The organism is Candidatus Brocadia sinica JPN1 (assembly GCF_000949635.1).
Lineage (GTDB): Bacteria > Planctomycetota > Brocadiia > Brocadiales > Brocadiaceae > Brocadia > Brocadia sinica.
The window spans coordinates 1,108,875-1,125,296 of sequence record NZ_BAFN01000001.1 but is presented as its reverse complement, the minus strand read 5'-3'; the positions used below and the strand labels follow the sequence as shown (position 1 = coordinate 1,125,296).

Genomic DNA, 16,422 nt, shown 5'->3' with positions numbered 1-16,422 from the left:
TATATGGCGAAAAAAGGGCAAACATATTTTTGCGAAATCTGCAGACAAAAAGTAGTTGTTACCAAAGAAGGCTTCGGAGTGCTGGTATGCTGCGGTCAGGAGATGCGCTTTGTAGGTGCCAGGGGAATGATGGCCACCTGGACAACTGCACATCATAAGCCTGAAGATGGTGTAAAATTCAGATGCAATGTATGCGGACAGGAGATAGATGTTATCGTTGAAACGACCGGTATCTTGGAATGTTGCGGCCAGAGGATGCAACAGAAAGAGGCAAACGTTCACTAAATGAATACAGAGTCGCTTGTATACCTTATTATTGCCTGCATAAAGATCTTTCTGGTATTTGGCGCGATCCAGCTTATGGTTATCTCCATGATCTGGCTCGAAAGAAAGATCATGGCGCACATGCAGGTGCGGCTGGGGCCGATGCGTGTTGGACCTCACGGGTTGTTGCAACCCATTGCCGACGGCATAAAGCTGCTGTTCAAGGAAGATATTATTCCGGAAAAGGCAAGTAAACTGCTTTTTATACTGGCGCCCGCCATGGCCATGATTCCCGCCCTGATGACCTTTGCCGTCATCCCTTTCGGGGACAAGGTAAAGATCTTCGGATACAGCGTAGATCTGGTAATTACCGATATCAATATCGGGTTCCTTTACGTTTTTGCCGTGTCCTCTTTAGGTATTTACGGCGTTGTTATGGCTGGCTGGGCATCAAACAACAAATACTCATTATTGGGCGGGATACGGTCTTCAGCTCAGATGATCAGTTACGAATTGACCCTTGGGCTGTCGCTCATCGGAGTGGTTATGTTAACCGAATCGTTAAGTCTGGTGGATGTTGTCAATGCCCAGGCGAAATTATGGAACATTGTCTTACAACCAGTCGGATTTTTTATTTATGCCATAAGCGCCATAGCCGAGGTCAATCGCTGCCCGTTTGACCTTCCTGAGGCAGAGTCAGAACTGGTGGCGGGATATCATACGGAATACAGCAGTATGAAATTTGCCATGTTCTTCATGGCAGAATATGCCAACATGATCACGGTATCTGCAATTGCCGTAACCTTTTTCCTGGGCGGATGGCAGGGGCCATTTTTACCTCCGGTGGTATGGTTCATGGTAAAATTGTCAGCCTGCTTGTTTTTCTTTATCTGGATACGGTCAACGTTCCCAAGGCTCAGATACGATCAATTAATGCATTTTGGCTGGAAGTTTCTGTTGCCGCTTTCGCTGCTCAATATCATAATTACAGGACTTATCATGGTTCTGAAGGGATAGCATGATTTTACCGCTCATTAAAGGTCTGATACTCACACTCAAACGATTTCTTAGTCCGGGCACCTGCGCCACAATACAGTATCCTGACGAACGGCCAAAACTCTCTGCAAGGTTTCGAGGGCTGCCTGAATTGCAGATAGGAAAGGATGGAAGGGAAAAGTGTGTCGCATGCGGCCTGTGCGCAAAGGTGTGCCCTTCACAGTGCATCACTGTCGAGGGAGGCGAGGATGAAACGCACAGGAGGTATCCCAAAATGTATGAATTGGATGCCTTTCGCTGCATTTACTGCGGCTATTGTGAAGAGGCTTGTCCGGTAAGAGCCATCATACTCAGGGATACCTTTGAATTGGCTACCTATCAGAACAAGGACGTCTTTGATAAGGAAAAATTATTAGACCTCACGAGAAAGAGGAATTTGCCGGGGGGAATCATCGGCTAAAAATTCAAGAGGGAATGAGTTTGCGGTAGGGCGGGCTAAGCGAACCAACCCCTGAGTCCCTTCTCAGGAGGGGATTGAGGGGTTGGTTATGACAGATTGTTTGGCAATGGGAGCTTGAGATTTCTATGGAAGCCTATTTATTTTATATCATGGCTGCGGTTGCTGTAACCACTGCGGTTTATCTTATCTTTGAGAAAAACCCCGTCTTCGGCGCTTTATATCTTATTCAGACCATGGTCAGCATCGCGGTGCTCTATATATTGCTTGAGGCGCAATTCATTGCTGCTGTTCAGATCATTGTCTATGCAGGGGCGATTATGGTGCTCTTCCTCTTTGTAATCATGCTGTTAAACCTGAACATTAAGGAAGAGGCAAAGAACGCATTACCGTTTCAAAGGATACCTGCTATTCTTATGGGAATAGCCTTGTTCACCGTCATTTGTATAGTTCTCAGGTCAAAACTCCTTCAGGGAAAACAAGGTGAATATACCACTGCTTACATCAATAGCATTGGAAACACCAAACTGATCGGCAATGTATTATTCACTGATTATCTGCTGCCGTTCGAGATAACGTCTATTCTCCTGTTCGTAGCGGCTATCGGAGCTATTATGCTGGCAAAGAGGAAACTATAATGATTACCATCACCCACTATCTCGTACTGAGCGCAATCCTGTTTACGCTTGGTGTTGTAGGTGTCATGATACGGAGGAACGCGATCATAATCTTTATGTGTATCGAGCTCATGCTGAACGCCGTCAATCTGTCGTTTGTGGCATTTGCCCACTACCTCAATTCCATGCAGGGTCAATTATTTGTATTTTTTACCATGACCGTTGCCGCAGCCGAGGCCGCTGTCGGTTTGGCAATCATCGTAGCCGTGTTCAGGAATAAAGAAACCGTAAACATTGACGATATAAATATTATGAAATGGTAGGAACTGCATGCTCAATCTTGTCGCGCTGATCCTGGTATTTCCCTTAATTGGGGCTGCCATCAACGGTCTTATCGGTAAAAGGCTGCGCAAGGAAACCGTTGGCTACATTGCCTGCGGGGCAATTGGCCTTTCCTTCTTTGTGTCGATACTTGTCTTTTGCGGACTCCTTCAGCTTCCCCCCGGCGAAAGGTTGTTTGAAAAACATCTCTTTAGCTGGATTGAATCAGGCTCATTCAAATCGGCTGCAGGTCTGCAGGTAGATCCCCTGTCTTCACTCATGATCCTTGTCGTTACCGGGGTGGGATTCCTTATCCACATCTATTCGATTGGCTATATGCATGAGGATAAAGGTTACCACCGCTATTTTTGCTACCTGAATCTGTTTACCTTCTCTATGCTGTTGCTCGTTTTGGGCAATAATTTTCTCCTTATGTTCATTGGATGGGAAGCGGTAGGGTTGTGTTCATATCTGCTTATCGGTTTCTGGTTTGAAAAAAAGTCTGCCTCAAATGCGGCCAAAAAGGCCTTCGTGGTCAACCGGGTTGGCGATTTCGGCTTTGCCCTGGGCATCATGCTTATCTTCCTGACTTTCCATAGCATCGATTTTACGGAGGTATTCAGTGCCGCTTCTCATGGAAATTTCGAAGTGGGTAGCTTCACGGTAACGATCATTACCCTTCTCCTGTTCATGGGTGCAACGGGTAAGTCTGCCCAGATACCCCTGTATACCTGGTTACCCGATGCCATGGAAGGCCCAACGCCTGTCAGCGCGCTTATCCATGCGGCAACGATGGTAACGGCGGGCGTCTATATGATCGCACGCTGCAACGTCCTGTATCTGTTATCCCCGTTCACCATGACCGTGGTGGCAAGTATTGGCGCAGGAACGGCGCTCTTTGCGGCATCCATAGGGCTGGTGCAAAACGACATCAAGCGTGTATTGGCGTATTCCACCATCAGTCAGCTGGGATATATGTTTCTGGCGTGCGGTGTGGGTGCTTTTACGGCAGGCGTCTTTCATCTTATGATCCACGCATTTTTCAAGGCATTGTTATTCCTGGGTTCTGGCAGCGTTATTCATGCTCTGTCCGGTGAACAGGACATGAGAAAGATGGGTGGACTGAGGCATCATATTCCCGTTACCTACAAGACATTTTTGATCGGCACTGTTGCCATTGCCGGCATTCCGCCCTTTGCAGGATTCTTCAGCAAAGACGAAATTTTATTGGAATCGCTTGTCCGCGGAAACTTCATATACTGGATGATTGGGGCTTTTGCGGCCTTTTTAACGGCCTTTTATATGTTCCGTTTGCTATTTATGACGTTTCACGGTGAATCCCGTGTGGATCACCATGCCATGGAACATCTCCATGAATCCCCCAAAAATATGACACTGCCGTTAATGATACTTGCGGGACTTTCCTTTTTTGGCGGATTCCTGGGCATCCCCGGTGCAAGCGCCATCACCGGCTTTTTGTCGCCGGTGTTTGGTGAGCATGGCCACGCTGAAAGTTCTGCAGCTGAAGCCGGTGTGCACCACAGCGCATGGCTTCCCTATCTGATGATGGTCATTTCCACAGCTATCGCGCTTGCGGGCATATTCCTTGCGTATCAAATGTACAGGAAAAAAACTGAACTGCCCGGAAAACTGGCAGGGCGGTTCCGGGTAATTTATAAACTGCTGCTGAATAAATATTATGTCGATGAAATGTACGATGCCCTCTTTGTAAACCCTACAAAAAAAATCTCAGTCCAATTATGGAAGCGTGTGGATAGCGGGATGATCGACGGTTCTGTAAACGGCATTGCCCGTCTTGTCGGGGGAATTGGCAATGTCCTGCGTCTCTTACAAACGGGATATATACGCAATTATGCTTTTTATATTGTGATTGGTTGCATCTTTATTATCGTATTTATGGTATTGGGCAGGGGAAAGTAAGGTTGAACTGGGCTGGGTGGCATGGGCTTCGCTGTAAGCGCTCAGCCGCATGAGAAACTGGGTGTAAAGGGATTTTAATCTTGTTATAGAAAAAGTTAAGATCATTAGCGGGGAGGGTGGATTAAGCGAAGCGAATCCACCATTTAGAAAAATGTGGAAAGGTGGATTCGGCGTAAAAGACAGTGCCTTAATCCACCCTACTGAATGAAATTTTTTTAAATATCAAATTAATAACGACGGTAATTTTGAAATAACCGAATATCTATGCCTATTCTTTCACTTATAGCCTTTCTTCCGATCATCGGGGTATTCTTTATCCTTTCGATGGATTCAAGAAGGGCTGAACTCATTCGGGCGACAGCCCTGTTAGTATCCATAGTGGTATTTTTCATTTCCCTGCCCTTATACTTTGCCTTTGACGCGCGTACGTATGAGATGCAGTTTGTCGAAAAACTGCGGTGGATCCCATCCTTTGGAATTCATTACCATGTTGGAATCGATGGGATCAGCCTCTTTCTGATACTCCTGACAACCTTTATCACACCTCTTGCCATCCTGGCCTCATGGCATGTCGCCAGGAACGTGAGGGAATACATGGTTGCCATGCTGGTGCTGGAGACGGGCATGATTGGCGTGTTTATTTCCCTGGATGTATTTTTGTTTTATGTGTTCTGGGAACTCATGCTCATTCCCATGTATCTCCTCATTGGCGTCTGGGGAGGGCCGAGGAGGATTTACGCAGCCGTAAAATTCTTTCTTTATACCATGGCCGGCAGCGTGTTCATGCTCCTGGCCATCATTGCCTTGTATTTTCTGAATTATCGGGCAACGGGAGAATACACCTTTAATCTCCTGGAATTTTACCGGCTCGATCTGTCTTTTGCCGTTCAGTTCTGGTTATTCCTGGCATTTGCCTTTGCCTTTGCCATTAAAGTACCCATGTTTCCCTTTCACACGTGGCTGCCGGATGCCCACGTGGAAGCGCCCACAGCCGGAAGTGTGATCCTGGCGGGGGTACTCTTAAAGATGGGAACGTACGGATTTGTCAGGTTCTGCCTCCCGCTGTTCCCGGAGGCAAGTCATGCATTCATACCGGTAATTTCATGGATGGCAATTGTGGGTATCATTTATGGTGCCCTGGTCTCCATGGTGCAGGATGATCTGAAAAAACTCGTCGCCTATTCCAGCGTGAGCCACCTGGGATTTGTCATGCTGGGCATCTTTGCCTTCAATATCCAGGGCATCGAGGGTGGTATTACCCAAATGGTTAATCATGGTCTCAGCACCGGGGCACTCTTCCTGGTAGTCGGCATGCTGTATGAAAGAAGACACACACGCATGATTGCGGACTTTGGAGGTTTAACCAAACGGATACCGGTCTTTGCCACTTTCTTTATGATCGTTACCCTATCCTCGATAGGATTGCCGGGATTAAACGGCTTTGTCGGGGAATTTCTCATTCTGGTGGGTACATTCAAGTCACGCATGCTGTACGCATCCATCGCAACATCGGGCATTATCCTTGCGGCGGTGTACATGCTCTGGATGTTTCAAAGGGTCATGTTTCATGAAATAACCCACGAGGAAAATAAGACATTACCTGATATGAACAAACGGGAACTTGCTATCCTGATCCCCATCATAATGATAATCTTCTGGATAGGCATCTATCCCAACTCGTTCCTGAGAAAGATGGATGCCTCGGTGAACCACCTCTTAAAGAAGGCGGGAGAAAAGACAGATATGGTGTCCGGGGTACAAAAGCAAAGCAACCTGGGGCAATTACCGAAAAATGTTGCGCCAAAGATTGACATAATCCCTGAGGCCAAAACAGAGTGGTAGTGAAAAATAGATTCGAAGCTCGAAATCCGAAACCCAAAACAAACTCCAATGAATAAAGCCCAAAGGAATCGGATTTATCACAAATAATTTTACATTCAGACGAGAGTTGCTGAAAAATAACGTATTGCAAGGTAATATGATATGACAAATGTTTCCATAATGACGTTTAATGTCCTGAGCATCCTGCCGATCCTGATCCTGGCAGGTTTTGCCATGATTGTGCTCCTGGTGGATGTCTTATCTTCAAGGAGATTGGGGGAGAAGAACCTCCTTGCCTATCTGTCATTGATGGGTATTGTCACTGCTGCCATCTTTGCCAGAAATCCTACAGGAACGACACTCTTCTCTTTTCATGAAACCTTTACCATAGATAATTATTCCCTGTTTTTTAACTTTATCTTCCTGCTTAGTACAGGGCTTACGGTCCTGATTTCACACAGTTACATTAAACGCGAGGAGATCAACCACGGGGAATATTATGCCCTTATCATGTTTTCAACCATAGGCATGATGCTGATGGCATCCGGGGCCGATTTGCTGAACATTTACATCGGCCTGGAGGTCATGTCCATCAGTATTTACATCCTGACAGGTTTTAAACGGTCAAAACTCATCTCAAACGAGGCGTCTCTGAAATATTTTTTACTGGGTGCATTCGCCACGGGCTTTTTGCTCTATGGTATCTCCGCTATTTACGGTACGACAGGCACGATCAACCTTAGACAAATCGCTGGTTTTATTGCAGGTAAGGGAGGCATCTCTGACCCCCTGTTACTTATGGGAATGGGGTTGATAATCATTGGACTTGGATTCAAGGTCGCTTCTGTACCCTTCCATGCGTGGGTACCCGATGTCTACGAAGGGGCGCCTACGGCGATAACGGCCTTTATGTCTGTAGGACCCAAGGCTGCAGGCTTCGCCGCCTTTTTGCGCATCTTTATGACCGCGTTCGGGTCGTCCCATTACGAATGGCAAAAGGTTATTTTCATCCTTGCCGTACTGACCATGACAATGGGAAACATCGTAGCCATCGCACAGACGAATATCAAACGGATGCTGGCATATTCCAGTATCGCCCATGCCGGCTATCTCCTGATTGCCCTGGTGTCTGCAAACAATATGGGTGTGCCGGGCACATTGTTCTACATCCTGGCATACACCTTCATGAATATCGGGGCATTCGCCATTGTCATTGTGCTGAGCCATAAGGGAGATGAATTCATACAGATCAACGACTACGCAGGATTGGGCTTTAAGCACCCGCTTCTGGCCATAGCGATGACGCTCTTCATGCTTTCCATGGCAGGTGTTCCGCCCATGGCAGGTTTTGTGGGAAAATTTTACATCTTCAGCGCCGCCATAAAATCAGGGTATGTCGGACTTGCAGTGATTGGCGTGATTAACAGCGTCATTTCCGTGTACTATTACCTCAGAATTACGGTAATTATGTACATGAAGGAATCCACCCGGGAATTCACTCCCCTCACCATCTCTCCTTTGATCGTTGCAGCCATCGTCATCTCGGTGGTTGGCACACTTCAGTTGGGTATCTTCCCCTCCAGGGTCATGGAAATAGCCCAGCAGGCCACCCTTCTGTTCAAATAGCCAGGGAAAAACTCGTGGAAGAGCTATTCAAAATATAATGGAAATCTTTCATGGATAGCAATCTTTTTCGCCATCTGAAATATTTTCATGGTTTCAGGGTGTTACGAAAAAGGCGTGATGACAGCGGTAAACGATTACAATAATTCCCCCAGTACTTCTTTGCACGCACGAAATACATCATTGGCGTGTATGCTTTTCATACAAATCATCGTATCGCAATTTCCTTTATAGCACGGGGCGCAATCCACGCCGGCAACGAGCTTTTTCCCCCGGCCATAGAGGTCGATCTCCTGGTGGCACGTAGACCCGAAAAAGGTCACAATCAGTTTTTTCAATGCAATGGCAAGATGCAGGGCAAGCGTATCTCCCGTAACTATCAGATGACATTGGCTTATTAATCCCATAAATTCCTTCAAGCTGTGGTGACACCCGCTGTCAGTTATTTTGGACTTTGTCCTGGAGGCAATTTCTTTATTCCGTTCAACTTCCTCGGGTCCGCCCAGGAGCATCACGTGCGCCTTCATGTCCTTTGACAACCGGTCTGCAAGCTCGACAAAGCTTCCCGTTTCCCATCGCTTTGTAGCAAATCTTTTCCCCGCCCCCGTATTCAGGCCGATAACCAGTCTGCCGTTATGAATCCCCCATTGCTTCATCAATTGCTCACCGTAGGTGGTATACTTCTGCGGCAGGTGAATGACATATTCCCCGTATTTTTCATCCAATCCCAGGGCATCAAAGATAAGCTGCTGATAGGTCTTCTGGTTTTGCCGGAACTTAAGTTCGTCGGATACCCCTAACCGGAACAGATAATCCGCCTCCTTGTTCAGGGGATACAGGAGTCCGTTTCCGGAGAGTGCAAATCCAAGCTTCTGGTCTGCCTTCACAAGGGATGCGAGGCTGGAAGCCACGGTATCCTTATCCAGGCAGATTACTATATCAAACTTCTCGACCTGAAGCCGCAAGGCATTTTCGTAATTTGCCGTCAGGAGGCGATCGATGTACGGGTTTTCCTCAAGGACAGACAGAGACGATTGATCCGTAATCCAGCTAATATGGGATTGCGGATATTTTTCCTTTAGGGCAGGGAGGATAGGGGTGGTTCTCAGTACATCTCCAATGGCAGCCAATTTGATAATGAGTATCCGCTTCCCCATCGTCTGATATTTGGGACACGTATCGTCAACGGGGCAATCGAGTTTGTACCGGCAGGGCTTCTCCGAGACAAAAAAACGGCAGTTAAATTCTTTCAACATCGTATCATCTTCCTTAACAAGTAAGATCACTATGAGATTAGACCTTTGAATTCTTCATATTACAGCAAGAGTAATTAAGATAGTACAATAAGTAACACCTGAGAGACAAGTGATTTTTGGAAGAAATGCACATCTGCAAAATACCTGTTGGAGTAAGTTCATTGTATCGGATGTTCACACCAAAGTAAAAAATAAAGGCCATGAAAGCCTTAATTTTTTTTGGTCTTTTCGTTGATGAAGAAGTTTTTTTCTCGTGACTACCCGTATGTTCCGGCTTGGCAATACCCCTGGTAACTTTATCTGCAATGCATCCAAGAGTTCACGTGATTGTTGGTGCGGGCATGGTATCTTCTGACAATGCGCCTTTTGACCTTTTAGGGATAGAATAATAATCTACTGGCTGGTAATAGACAATAAACATTTCTACAAGCCCTTCTTTATAAAATTAGGCCAGATACTGGCCAGTTTCCTCATCTGGACAGATAAAGGATTTTTAATCAGGGTTGACTACTATAATGGAGTTAAATACGAAGATCAGATCATGCAAAAAACAAGAAATTCTATAGGCAATTTTATTCAAGATTTTTACAATGTTTTAGATGAAGATAGGCGCAAGATGTTTTTGGGAATGTAAATACGATTTTTAGAAAAAGAAGATATACAGGCATGTTTACTTTATGCTTAAACGAATGTTTTATAAAACCAAAATATCATTACGTGATTTCAACTGAAAAGCAGAATTACATTATCGATGAGCCGTGTCTTGCCTATCCTGACAGCCAGGGCTGCAACGTCACCGCTGTGTGCCATCGGCACTTCCTCAAGGGTTTCAGGGCTTACAATGGAAATATAATCAATCGTGGCGGATTTGGTAGTATGAATAATTTTCTCCATTTCCTGTACAATATTTTCTGTATTTTGAATACCCGCCTGTACCATGGACTGTGCCTTTGTCAGCGCCTTGTATAAACAAAGGGCATCTTTCTTTTCTACCTCACTGAGATAGGCGTTTCTCGAACTCAATGCCAATCCATTCTGATCCCTCATTGTAGGAAGTATCTTTATTATAACATCGACATTTAAATCGGAAACCACTCGTTTGATGATAACCGTTTGTTGAAAGTCTTTTTGCCCGAAATAGGCAATATCGGGTTTTACGATGTTGAATAGTTTTAGCACAACTACCGCAACTCCCCGGAAATGGCCTGGACGAGATTTGCCACAGAGGGCATTTTCAAGGTGTCCGGGTATAACTGATGTACAAAACCCCTTCGAATACATCTTTGCTGCATCCGGATGAAATACCATATCAACTCCTTCCTGAGAAAGGAGTTTGCAGTCATTTTCAAACGTCCTTGGATAGTGTGAAAAATCTTCGTTCTCCCCAAATTGCAAGGCGTTTACAAAGATACTCACCACCACAGTATCGTTTTTTCTTTTTGCCTCTCTTACCAGGCTCAAATGCCCTTCATGCAATGCCCCCATCGTAGGAACAAAACCGATTGTTGCATGGTTTTCCTTCAGCTTCTTGATATGCCCTTGAATATCCCTTATTGATGTGATGATGTGCAACGCAATAATCCTTTACAATTAATCTCCCCCCAAAAAGGAGTCAGGGGTGTGTTATGGTAAAATTACACACTCCTTTATCCCCCCGACGAGAGAAATATGGGGAGAGGATCTCATTTTTAAAATTCTTTGTCAACAGGATAGTACAAAAAGCAACACCCACGGGGCAAGTGATTTTTTGTAAAATCAGTGTAAATTTAGTGATTTTTACCCCTGTCTGAAAATTTGTAAATTTTTTTACTCTATGCTATAATACTATAGAGTCGGAGGTGGTTTTAGGGTCTTACCCTACTAGCGCCCCAACGCTGGTCTCCTTTTTTCCATCTCCGGCTCTTCTTTTTAGAAAATGTTTTATTGTAAATTTTTTATTAGTAATTACTTACAAACTGTTTGTCTCTTACCTGTTTGCAAAAATTGTCTTTCGTGATATAATAAAAATGGAGTTGGGGGAGTGTTAATGGGGTTAAACGTTCCCCAAGGTGTAAATAAAGGTAAATAAATAAGTTACGAACACCTGTTATAAAAATATGTGAAGTATCAACCGCCCCCAACTCCTTATGGTTCTTTGAAAACAGCCAGTAGCGAGGAACAAGCCACAGAGAGTAAAATGAAAAAATGAAGGAAAATATAGGGGTTGTTAGTTGCTGCTGTTCATTGTATTATATAAATTTCTGTAAAATCTTATGGAGTAAAAGGGTGCGATGTAAGGATATAAGGGAGTTTGAAGAATAGGCTGTTGTATTCAAGAGGTTAAAAGCCACAATGAGAAGTATCGAGTTGATTGAATATGACGGGCTATTTCTGTTTCTATCAAAGAATTCAAATCAATACAATATCCTTTGCACTCATGAGACGTTCACAGTAGTGACATTGTAATTTTATGGGGTTCTTCGTTACTACGTGCTGCCTGGCTTTTATATTGTTATAATTACTTACACAATTAGGGTTAAAGCACTTCACGATACCTTCGATAATTTCCGGAACTACGATCTTGAATTTTTTAACAACCTCATAATCTTTGATAATATTTACTGTAGCATTTGGGGCAATAAGAGCGATTTTATTGGCCTCTTTTTGAGCAATAATTTTCCCCTCAATTTTTATAATTCCCTTTTTTCCTAAAAATTTACTCGTTAAATTCATCCCTACAAGGACTATCTGCTCTTCGTTCTGAATATTTAAAATTTCGGCAACTTTCAATGTGCTTTTGCTGTCTATGTGGTCAATCACCGACCCGTCTTTTATTGCGGCGACATCAAGATGTTTCATTCAATTGCTCCCAAAACAGCGGCTAACAAAGCCTTCCTGACAGGAACACCATTGCGCGCCTGATGAAAATATACAGCAAAATCGGTTGCATCCAGGCTATCATCCATTTCATCCACACGAGGTAAGGGGTGTAATACCTTTAAATCGTCCTTAATCCCGAATTCTTCCAGCATTGCCTTACTCAGTCTATATATGCCGCGAACCTTTTCAAATTCAACCGGGTCTGCAAAACGTTCCTTCTGGATTCTTGTGCAATAAATCACGTCGAGTCTCTTACTTATACCCATGAGTGATTCGTTTTCGTGGCACTTTACCTTCCGGTCTTTCAGCGCCTCCATAAAATCTCCAGGCAGGCGGAGGCTGGGCGGTGAAATAAAGTACATCTCGGCGCCAAAATACGCAAGGGCGTAAGCAAGGGAATGTACCGTTCTCCCGTACTTCAGGTCTCCCAAAAAACCAATCGTAAGACCTTCCAGGGTTCCCTTTGTCTTCTGGATTGTATACAGATCTAAAAAGGTTTGTGTTGGATGCTGGTTCGCACCATCCCCTGCATTAATCACCGGTATTTTTACGACATCTGCTGCTAATTGTGCCGAACCTTCGAGATAATGCCTTAAGACGATGATGTCACAATATCCTTCGATAATCTTTACGGAATCGCTCAGTGATTCGCCCTTTGCCACCGAAGTCACTCCTGGCTCGGCAAAGCCAATTACCATTCCACCCAACCTATTCATGGCCGATTCAAAGCTCAACCTTGTCCTCGTTGAAGGTTCGAAGAATAATGAAGCAAGCACCTTGCCCCTGAGTATGTCCGTATGCTCCATTTGCTCTATTCGCTTTGCCAGATCAAGGATATACAATAACTCTTCTTTGTTAAAATGCCTGATAGAAATAATATCTCTTTGTTTAAAGCTTATCATGTATTTTTATAGATCTTGTAGCCTTTTTATATACATCAGGCCTTCGGCAGCCTTCCCCCGTTTACAGGGGGGATTATGGGGTGTTTGAAATTTCTAAAATTTGAGCAATAATTTATCAGACCCCTTGAAACATTACAAGGAAAATTAAACAACACCGCCTGCATAACAAATCCCTTTTTTTATCAATTTTATCACGTACAAATTTTATTGACAATAAACATTTTTATCCGTTATAGTAAATCCTCTTTGTATGAGCACCTTAACTTTATCTATTCATCGGTCCCGAAGGTACTGAGGTATAACGTGGGTATCACCTGTAACTTGACGTAAAGGAATTTCATCTTTTTTCGTTAAGGAATGAATAAACAACCCCCCCCTCCCGAGAGGGGAATTTGAGAAGTCCCCTCTCGGGAGGGGATTTCAGGGGTGGGTAAAAAGGTCGTTGGATTTTTTAACTTTTAAAATCCAGCCTAATGTATTTTCAATCACCTCGTGTCTTTGTGGCAAATACTCTATAATTAGGAAACAGGTAATTTATGAACACATTCAACGTGGGACTCATAGGCATGGGAACAGTTGGTGCGGGGGTTGCGAAAATCCTTCTGGAAAAAGGCTCACCCCTCCTTGAAAAACTCGATTGCGTACCCGTCTTAAAAGGTATCGCCGATCGTAACCCGGATGTGAAAAACAAATTGAATCTGCCATCGGATATTCTCTTTACCACCGATGCAAAGGAACTCCTCAATAATCCGGATATTCAGGTCGTTGTGGAACTTATCGGGGGATTACACCCTGCCATGGAAATCATTACCACAGCCCTTGAAAAAGGGAAGGATGTCGTCACTGCAAATAAAATGCTTCTGGCTTTACACGGCTCAGAACTTTTTAGCAAAGCGCGCCGGCACGGCAAGAGCATCTCATTTGAGGCAAGTGTAGGGGGTGGAATTCCCATTATTGCTGCACTGCGGGATGGTTTTATTGCCAACAAGATTGAGGCTATTTTTGGCATTGTAAATGGCACAACCAACTACATTTTAACCAAGATGACCAGGGAGAAGGTAAAATACAGCGATGCCCTCGCCGAGGCGCAAAGGTTGGGTTATGCTGAAAAAGACCCTACCATGGATGTAGAGGGCATAGATTCATCACACAAGCTCGCTATTTTAGCAAGGATTGGTTTTGGTGTAGATTTTGACTACAAGAACATCTATCACGAAGGTATTAGCGCCATGGACTTATCGGACATATGGTATGCTCATGAGCTGGGATATACCTTAAAACTCCTGGCAATTGCAAAAAAAACAGAAAACAATATTGAACTCCGCGTCCACCCTACGCTCCTTCCGCATGACCATCCACTTTCCTCGGTGAATGGCGTCTTTAATGCCATCTGCATTACCGGAAGTGCTGTAGGAGAAACAATGCTCTATGGCAAGGGGGCAGGCCAGATGCCCACAGCCAGCGCTGTGGTTGCAGACCTCGTGGATGTTGCGCTTGGAAGAGCAGGTATCACGTTCAAAGCCATGAAGACCTTTTCCGGGCATTGTGAATATGTCCCTATTGCTGATATACAACAATTCAAAACCCGTTATTATTTACGGTTTTCCGTTGTGGATAAACCCGGAGTGCTCGCAAAAATATCCGGCATCTTGGGGAAATATGAGATCAGCATTGCCTCGGTAATCCAGCACAAGGCCAGGGAAAACGGCACTGTTCCTCTGGTAATGATGACCCATCTTGCAGAAGAAGGCAATCTGCAAAAGGCGCTTACAGAAATGAAACAACTCGATGTAATAAAAGACCATACAAAATTTCTCCGTGTAGAAGAATAGGAGGTCTCTTGAAATACTGCATTATTGTCCCTGACGGAATGGCGGACTACCCCATAGACAAACTCAGCGGCAGAACTCCCGTTGAAACGGCACGTACTCCCAACCTTGATTTTCTTGCACAAAATGGTCAGCTTGGCGTTGTTCGGACCATTCCAGGCGGATTTCCCGCAGGCAGTGACGTAGCGAACCTTACCCTATTAGGGTATGATCCCAGGGAATACTACTCAGGACGCGCACCCCTCGAGGCTGCCAGTATTGGCATCAAACTTGGCGACGACGATTGGGCATTTCGGTGCAACTTTATTACCGCCAGTGAAGATACCCTGGAAGACTTTTGCGCCGGTCACATTAAGACTGATGAAGCGTCCGTTCTTATCAAATTGCTAAACGATCATTTGAGTAACGACATCATCCATTTTTATCCTGGCAAGAGCTATCGCCACATCATGGTATACAGGGGCTCACAGAAGATGGACGCAAAATGTTTTCCACCCCATGATATCATGGGCCAATCAATTCAAAAACACCTCCCCAAAGGTCATGGAAGCGAAATCCTTACCGACCTCATGGAGCGCTCCCGGACGTTTCTGTCGAATCATGATATAAACAAGGTGCGTATAGACCTGGAAGAAAACCCCGCAAATATGATCTGGCTTTGGGGACAGGGACATCGTCCTAAAATGCCCACGTTCAAAGAACGGTTTAACCTCACGGGTGCCGTTATTACCGCCGTAGATTTGATCAAAGGCATTGCCTGCTACCTTGGATGGGACATCATACATGTACCTGGTGCAACCGGCTATCTCGACACGAATTATGCCAACAAGGGTCACTATGCCATCCAGGCGCTGGAAACCCATGATGTGGTGTTGATCCACATAGAGGCCCCCGATGAGGCAGGACACGAGGGTAACGTACATGAAAAAGTGCAAGCCATTGAACAGGTGGACTGCAAGATAATCGGGCCTGTCCTTGAAGCGAAAAGCAAATTCCGTGACCTGCGTATCCTGGTGCTTCCTGACCATTATACCCCCATTGTCAAACGAACCCATACCCCGGAATCCGTTCCTTTTGCAGCCTATGGTGCTGGCATAGAAAAGGGTATTGGACTTCCCTATAGTGAGGCAAACGCCCACGCCTCAGGTCTTCACATAAAGGAGGGCCATCGATTGATTGAACACCTCATTTCCGGTTCTTTTCGGTAAATAAAATCCTCACGCATATTGGTTGCGGATGTATTTGAACATGTCGCTAACGGCATGGACTGGGAGACAATTATTGAAGAATGGGCGGTAGGTAAACTGACGAGAAAAGCGATTGCCGAAGCCATTCGCCTGGGACGGCACGAAGCCTTAATTTCACACACGCCAGAACTCATGCAGGAGACCGCTCGTTCGTGAACTTGCTGGATGAGAATATCCCCACAGTCAACGTCAACTCCTGAGAAACCGGGGCATTCGTGTTCATCAGATAGGCAATGAAGGTAGAGTAATTCGAATTACCCACAAGGGAATACAGATATGGCAATATACT

General features: G+C 44.9%; 15 protein-coding genes. 11 read left to right on the top strand and 4 right to left on the bottom strand.

The genetic code is table 11. The annotated features are described in order from the left end of the window. The first annotated feature begins 3 nt into the window (after positions 1-3). From BROSI_RS20365 to BROSI_RS05080, 8 genes are all read left to right on the top strand, one after another. Positions 4-285 (top strand): hypothetical protein, encoded by a 282-nt coding sequence (locus tag BROSI_RS20365; protein WP_052562693.1) that lies wholly within the window; start codon positions 4-6, stop codon positions 283-285. Continuing rightward, positions 286-1,281 (top strand): NADH-quinone oxidoreductase subunit NuoH, encoded by a 996-nt coding sequence (nuoH, locus tag BROSI_RS05110; protein WP_052562692.1) that lies wholly within the window; start codon positions 286-288, stop codon positions 1,279-1,281. A gap of 1 nt (position 1,282) precedes the next feature. Beyond that, a complete protein-coding gene (locus tag BROSI_RS05105) occupies positions 1,283-1,720 on the top strand; it encodes a NuoI/complex I 23 kDa subunit family protein (RefSeq protein ID WP_052562691.1) in 438 nt (145 codons plus the stop codon). Between the two features lie 125 nt (positions 1,721-1,845). Beyond that, positions 1,846-2,355, top strand: a complete 510-nt coding sequence (locus tag BROSI_RS05100) for an NADH-quinone oxidoreductase subunit J (protein WP_052562690.1) — start codon at positions 1,846-1,848, stop codon at positions 2,353-2,355. Then, positions 2,355-2,657: an NADH-quinone oxidoreductase subunit NuoK gene (gene nuoK, locus BROSI_RS05095; protein ID WP_052562689.1), complete on the top strand. Its 303-nt coding sequence runs from the start codon at positions 2,355-2,357 to the stop codon at positions 2,655-2,657. The genes BROSI_RS05100 and nuoK overlap by 1 nt, the downstream gene beginning before the upstream one ends. Positions 2,658-2,664: 7 nt before the next feature. Continuing rightward, positions 2,665-4,596 carry an NADH-quinone oxidoreductase subunit L gene (gene nuoL / locus BROSI_RS05090; protein WP_052562688.1) on the top strand — a complete coding sequence of 644 codons (1,932 nt, stop codon included), beginning with the start codon at positions 2,665-2,667 and terminating at the stop codon, positions 4,594-4,596. 264 nt (positions 4,597-4,860) lie between these two features. After that, positions 4,861-6,438 (top strand): NADH-quinone oxidoreductase subunit M, encoded by a 1,578-nt coding sequence (locus tag BROSI_RS05085; RefSeq protein WP_082059043.1) that lies wholly within the window; start codon positions 4,861-4,863, stop codon positions 6,436-6,438. Positions 6,439-6,579: 141 nt separating this feature from the next. Continuing rightward, complete coding sequence (locus tag BROSI_RS05080; protein ID WP_052562686.1) at positions 6,580-8,043, top strand: NADH-quinone oxidoreductase subunit N; 1,464 nt, start codon at positions 6,580-6,582, stop codon at positions 8,041-8,043. A 134-nt stretch (positions 8,044-8,177) separates the two neighbouring features. On the opposite strand, the gene BROSI_RS05075 is transcribed toward BROSI_RS05080, so the two are convergent. The 4 genes from BROSI_RS05075 to pyrB form a co-directional block, all read right to left on the bottom strand. Continuing rightward, on the bottom strand, positions 8,178-9,296 hold the full coding sequence (locus tag BROSI_RS05075) for a glycosyltransferase family 9 protein (RefSeq protein WP_052562685.1): 1,119 nt from the start codon (positions 9,294-9,296) through the stop codon (positions 8,178-8,180). A gap of 723 nt (positions 9,297-10,019) precedes the next feature. Continuing rightward, entirely contained in the window at positions 10,020-10,868 is an 849-nt protein-coding gene (panC, locus tag BROSI_RS05070; protein WP_052562684.1) for a pantoate--beta-alanine ligase, read from the bottom strand. An 816-nt stretch (positions 10,869-11,684) separates the two neighbouring features. Further along, on the bottom strand, positions 11,685-12,134 hold the full coding sequence (gene pyrI / locus BROSI_RS05065; protein WP_052562683.1) for an aspartate carbamoyltransferase regulatory subunit: 450 nt from the start codon (positions 12,132-12,134) through the stop codon (positions 11,685-11,687). Beyond that, on the bottom strand, positions 12,131-13,054 hold the full coding sequence (gene pyrB, locus BROSI_RS05060) for an aspartate carbamoyltransferase (RefSeq protein ID WP_052565651.1): 924 nt from the start codon (positions 13,052-13,054) through the stop codon (positions 12,131-12,133). The genes pyrI and pyrB overlap by 4 nt, the downstream gene beginning before the upstream one ends. A gap of 539 nt (positions 13,055-13,593) precedes the next feature. Between pyrB and BROSI_RS05055 the strand changes: the two genes are divergently transcribed. The 3 genes from BROSI_RS05055 to BROSI_RS19735 are packed head-to-tail and all read left to right on the top strand — an operon-like array spanning position 13,594 to position 16,289. Continuing rightward, the gene (locus tag BROSI_RS05055; protein WP_052562682.1) at positions 13,594-14,889 is read left to right on the top strand and encodes a homoserine dehydrogenase; all 1,296 of its coding nucleotides are present in this window, start codon (positions 13,594-13,596) and stop codon (positions 14,887-14,889) included. A gap of 8 nt (positions 14,890-14,897) precedes the next feature. Then, the gene (locus BROSI_RS05050; protein ID WP_052562681.1) at positions 14,898-16,094 is read left to right on the top strand and encodes a cofactor-independent phosphoglycerate mutase; all 1,197 of its coding nucleotides are present in this window, start codon (positions 14,898-14,900) and stop codon (positions 16,092-16,094) included. Next, positions 16,095-16,289, top strand: a complete 195-nt coding sequence (locus BROSI_RS19735) for a DUF433 domain-containing protein (protein ID WP_285442645.1) — start codon at positions 16,095-16,097, stop codon at positions 16,287-16,289. The last annotated feature ends 133 nt before the right edge of the window (positions 16,290-16,422 follow it).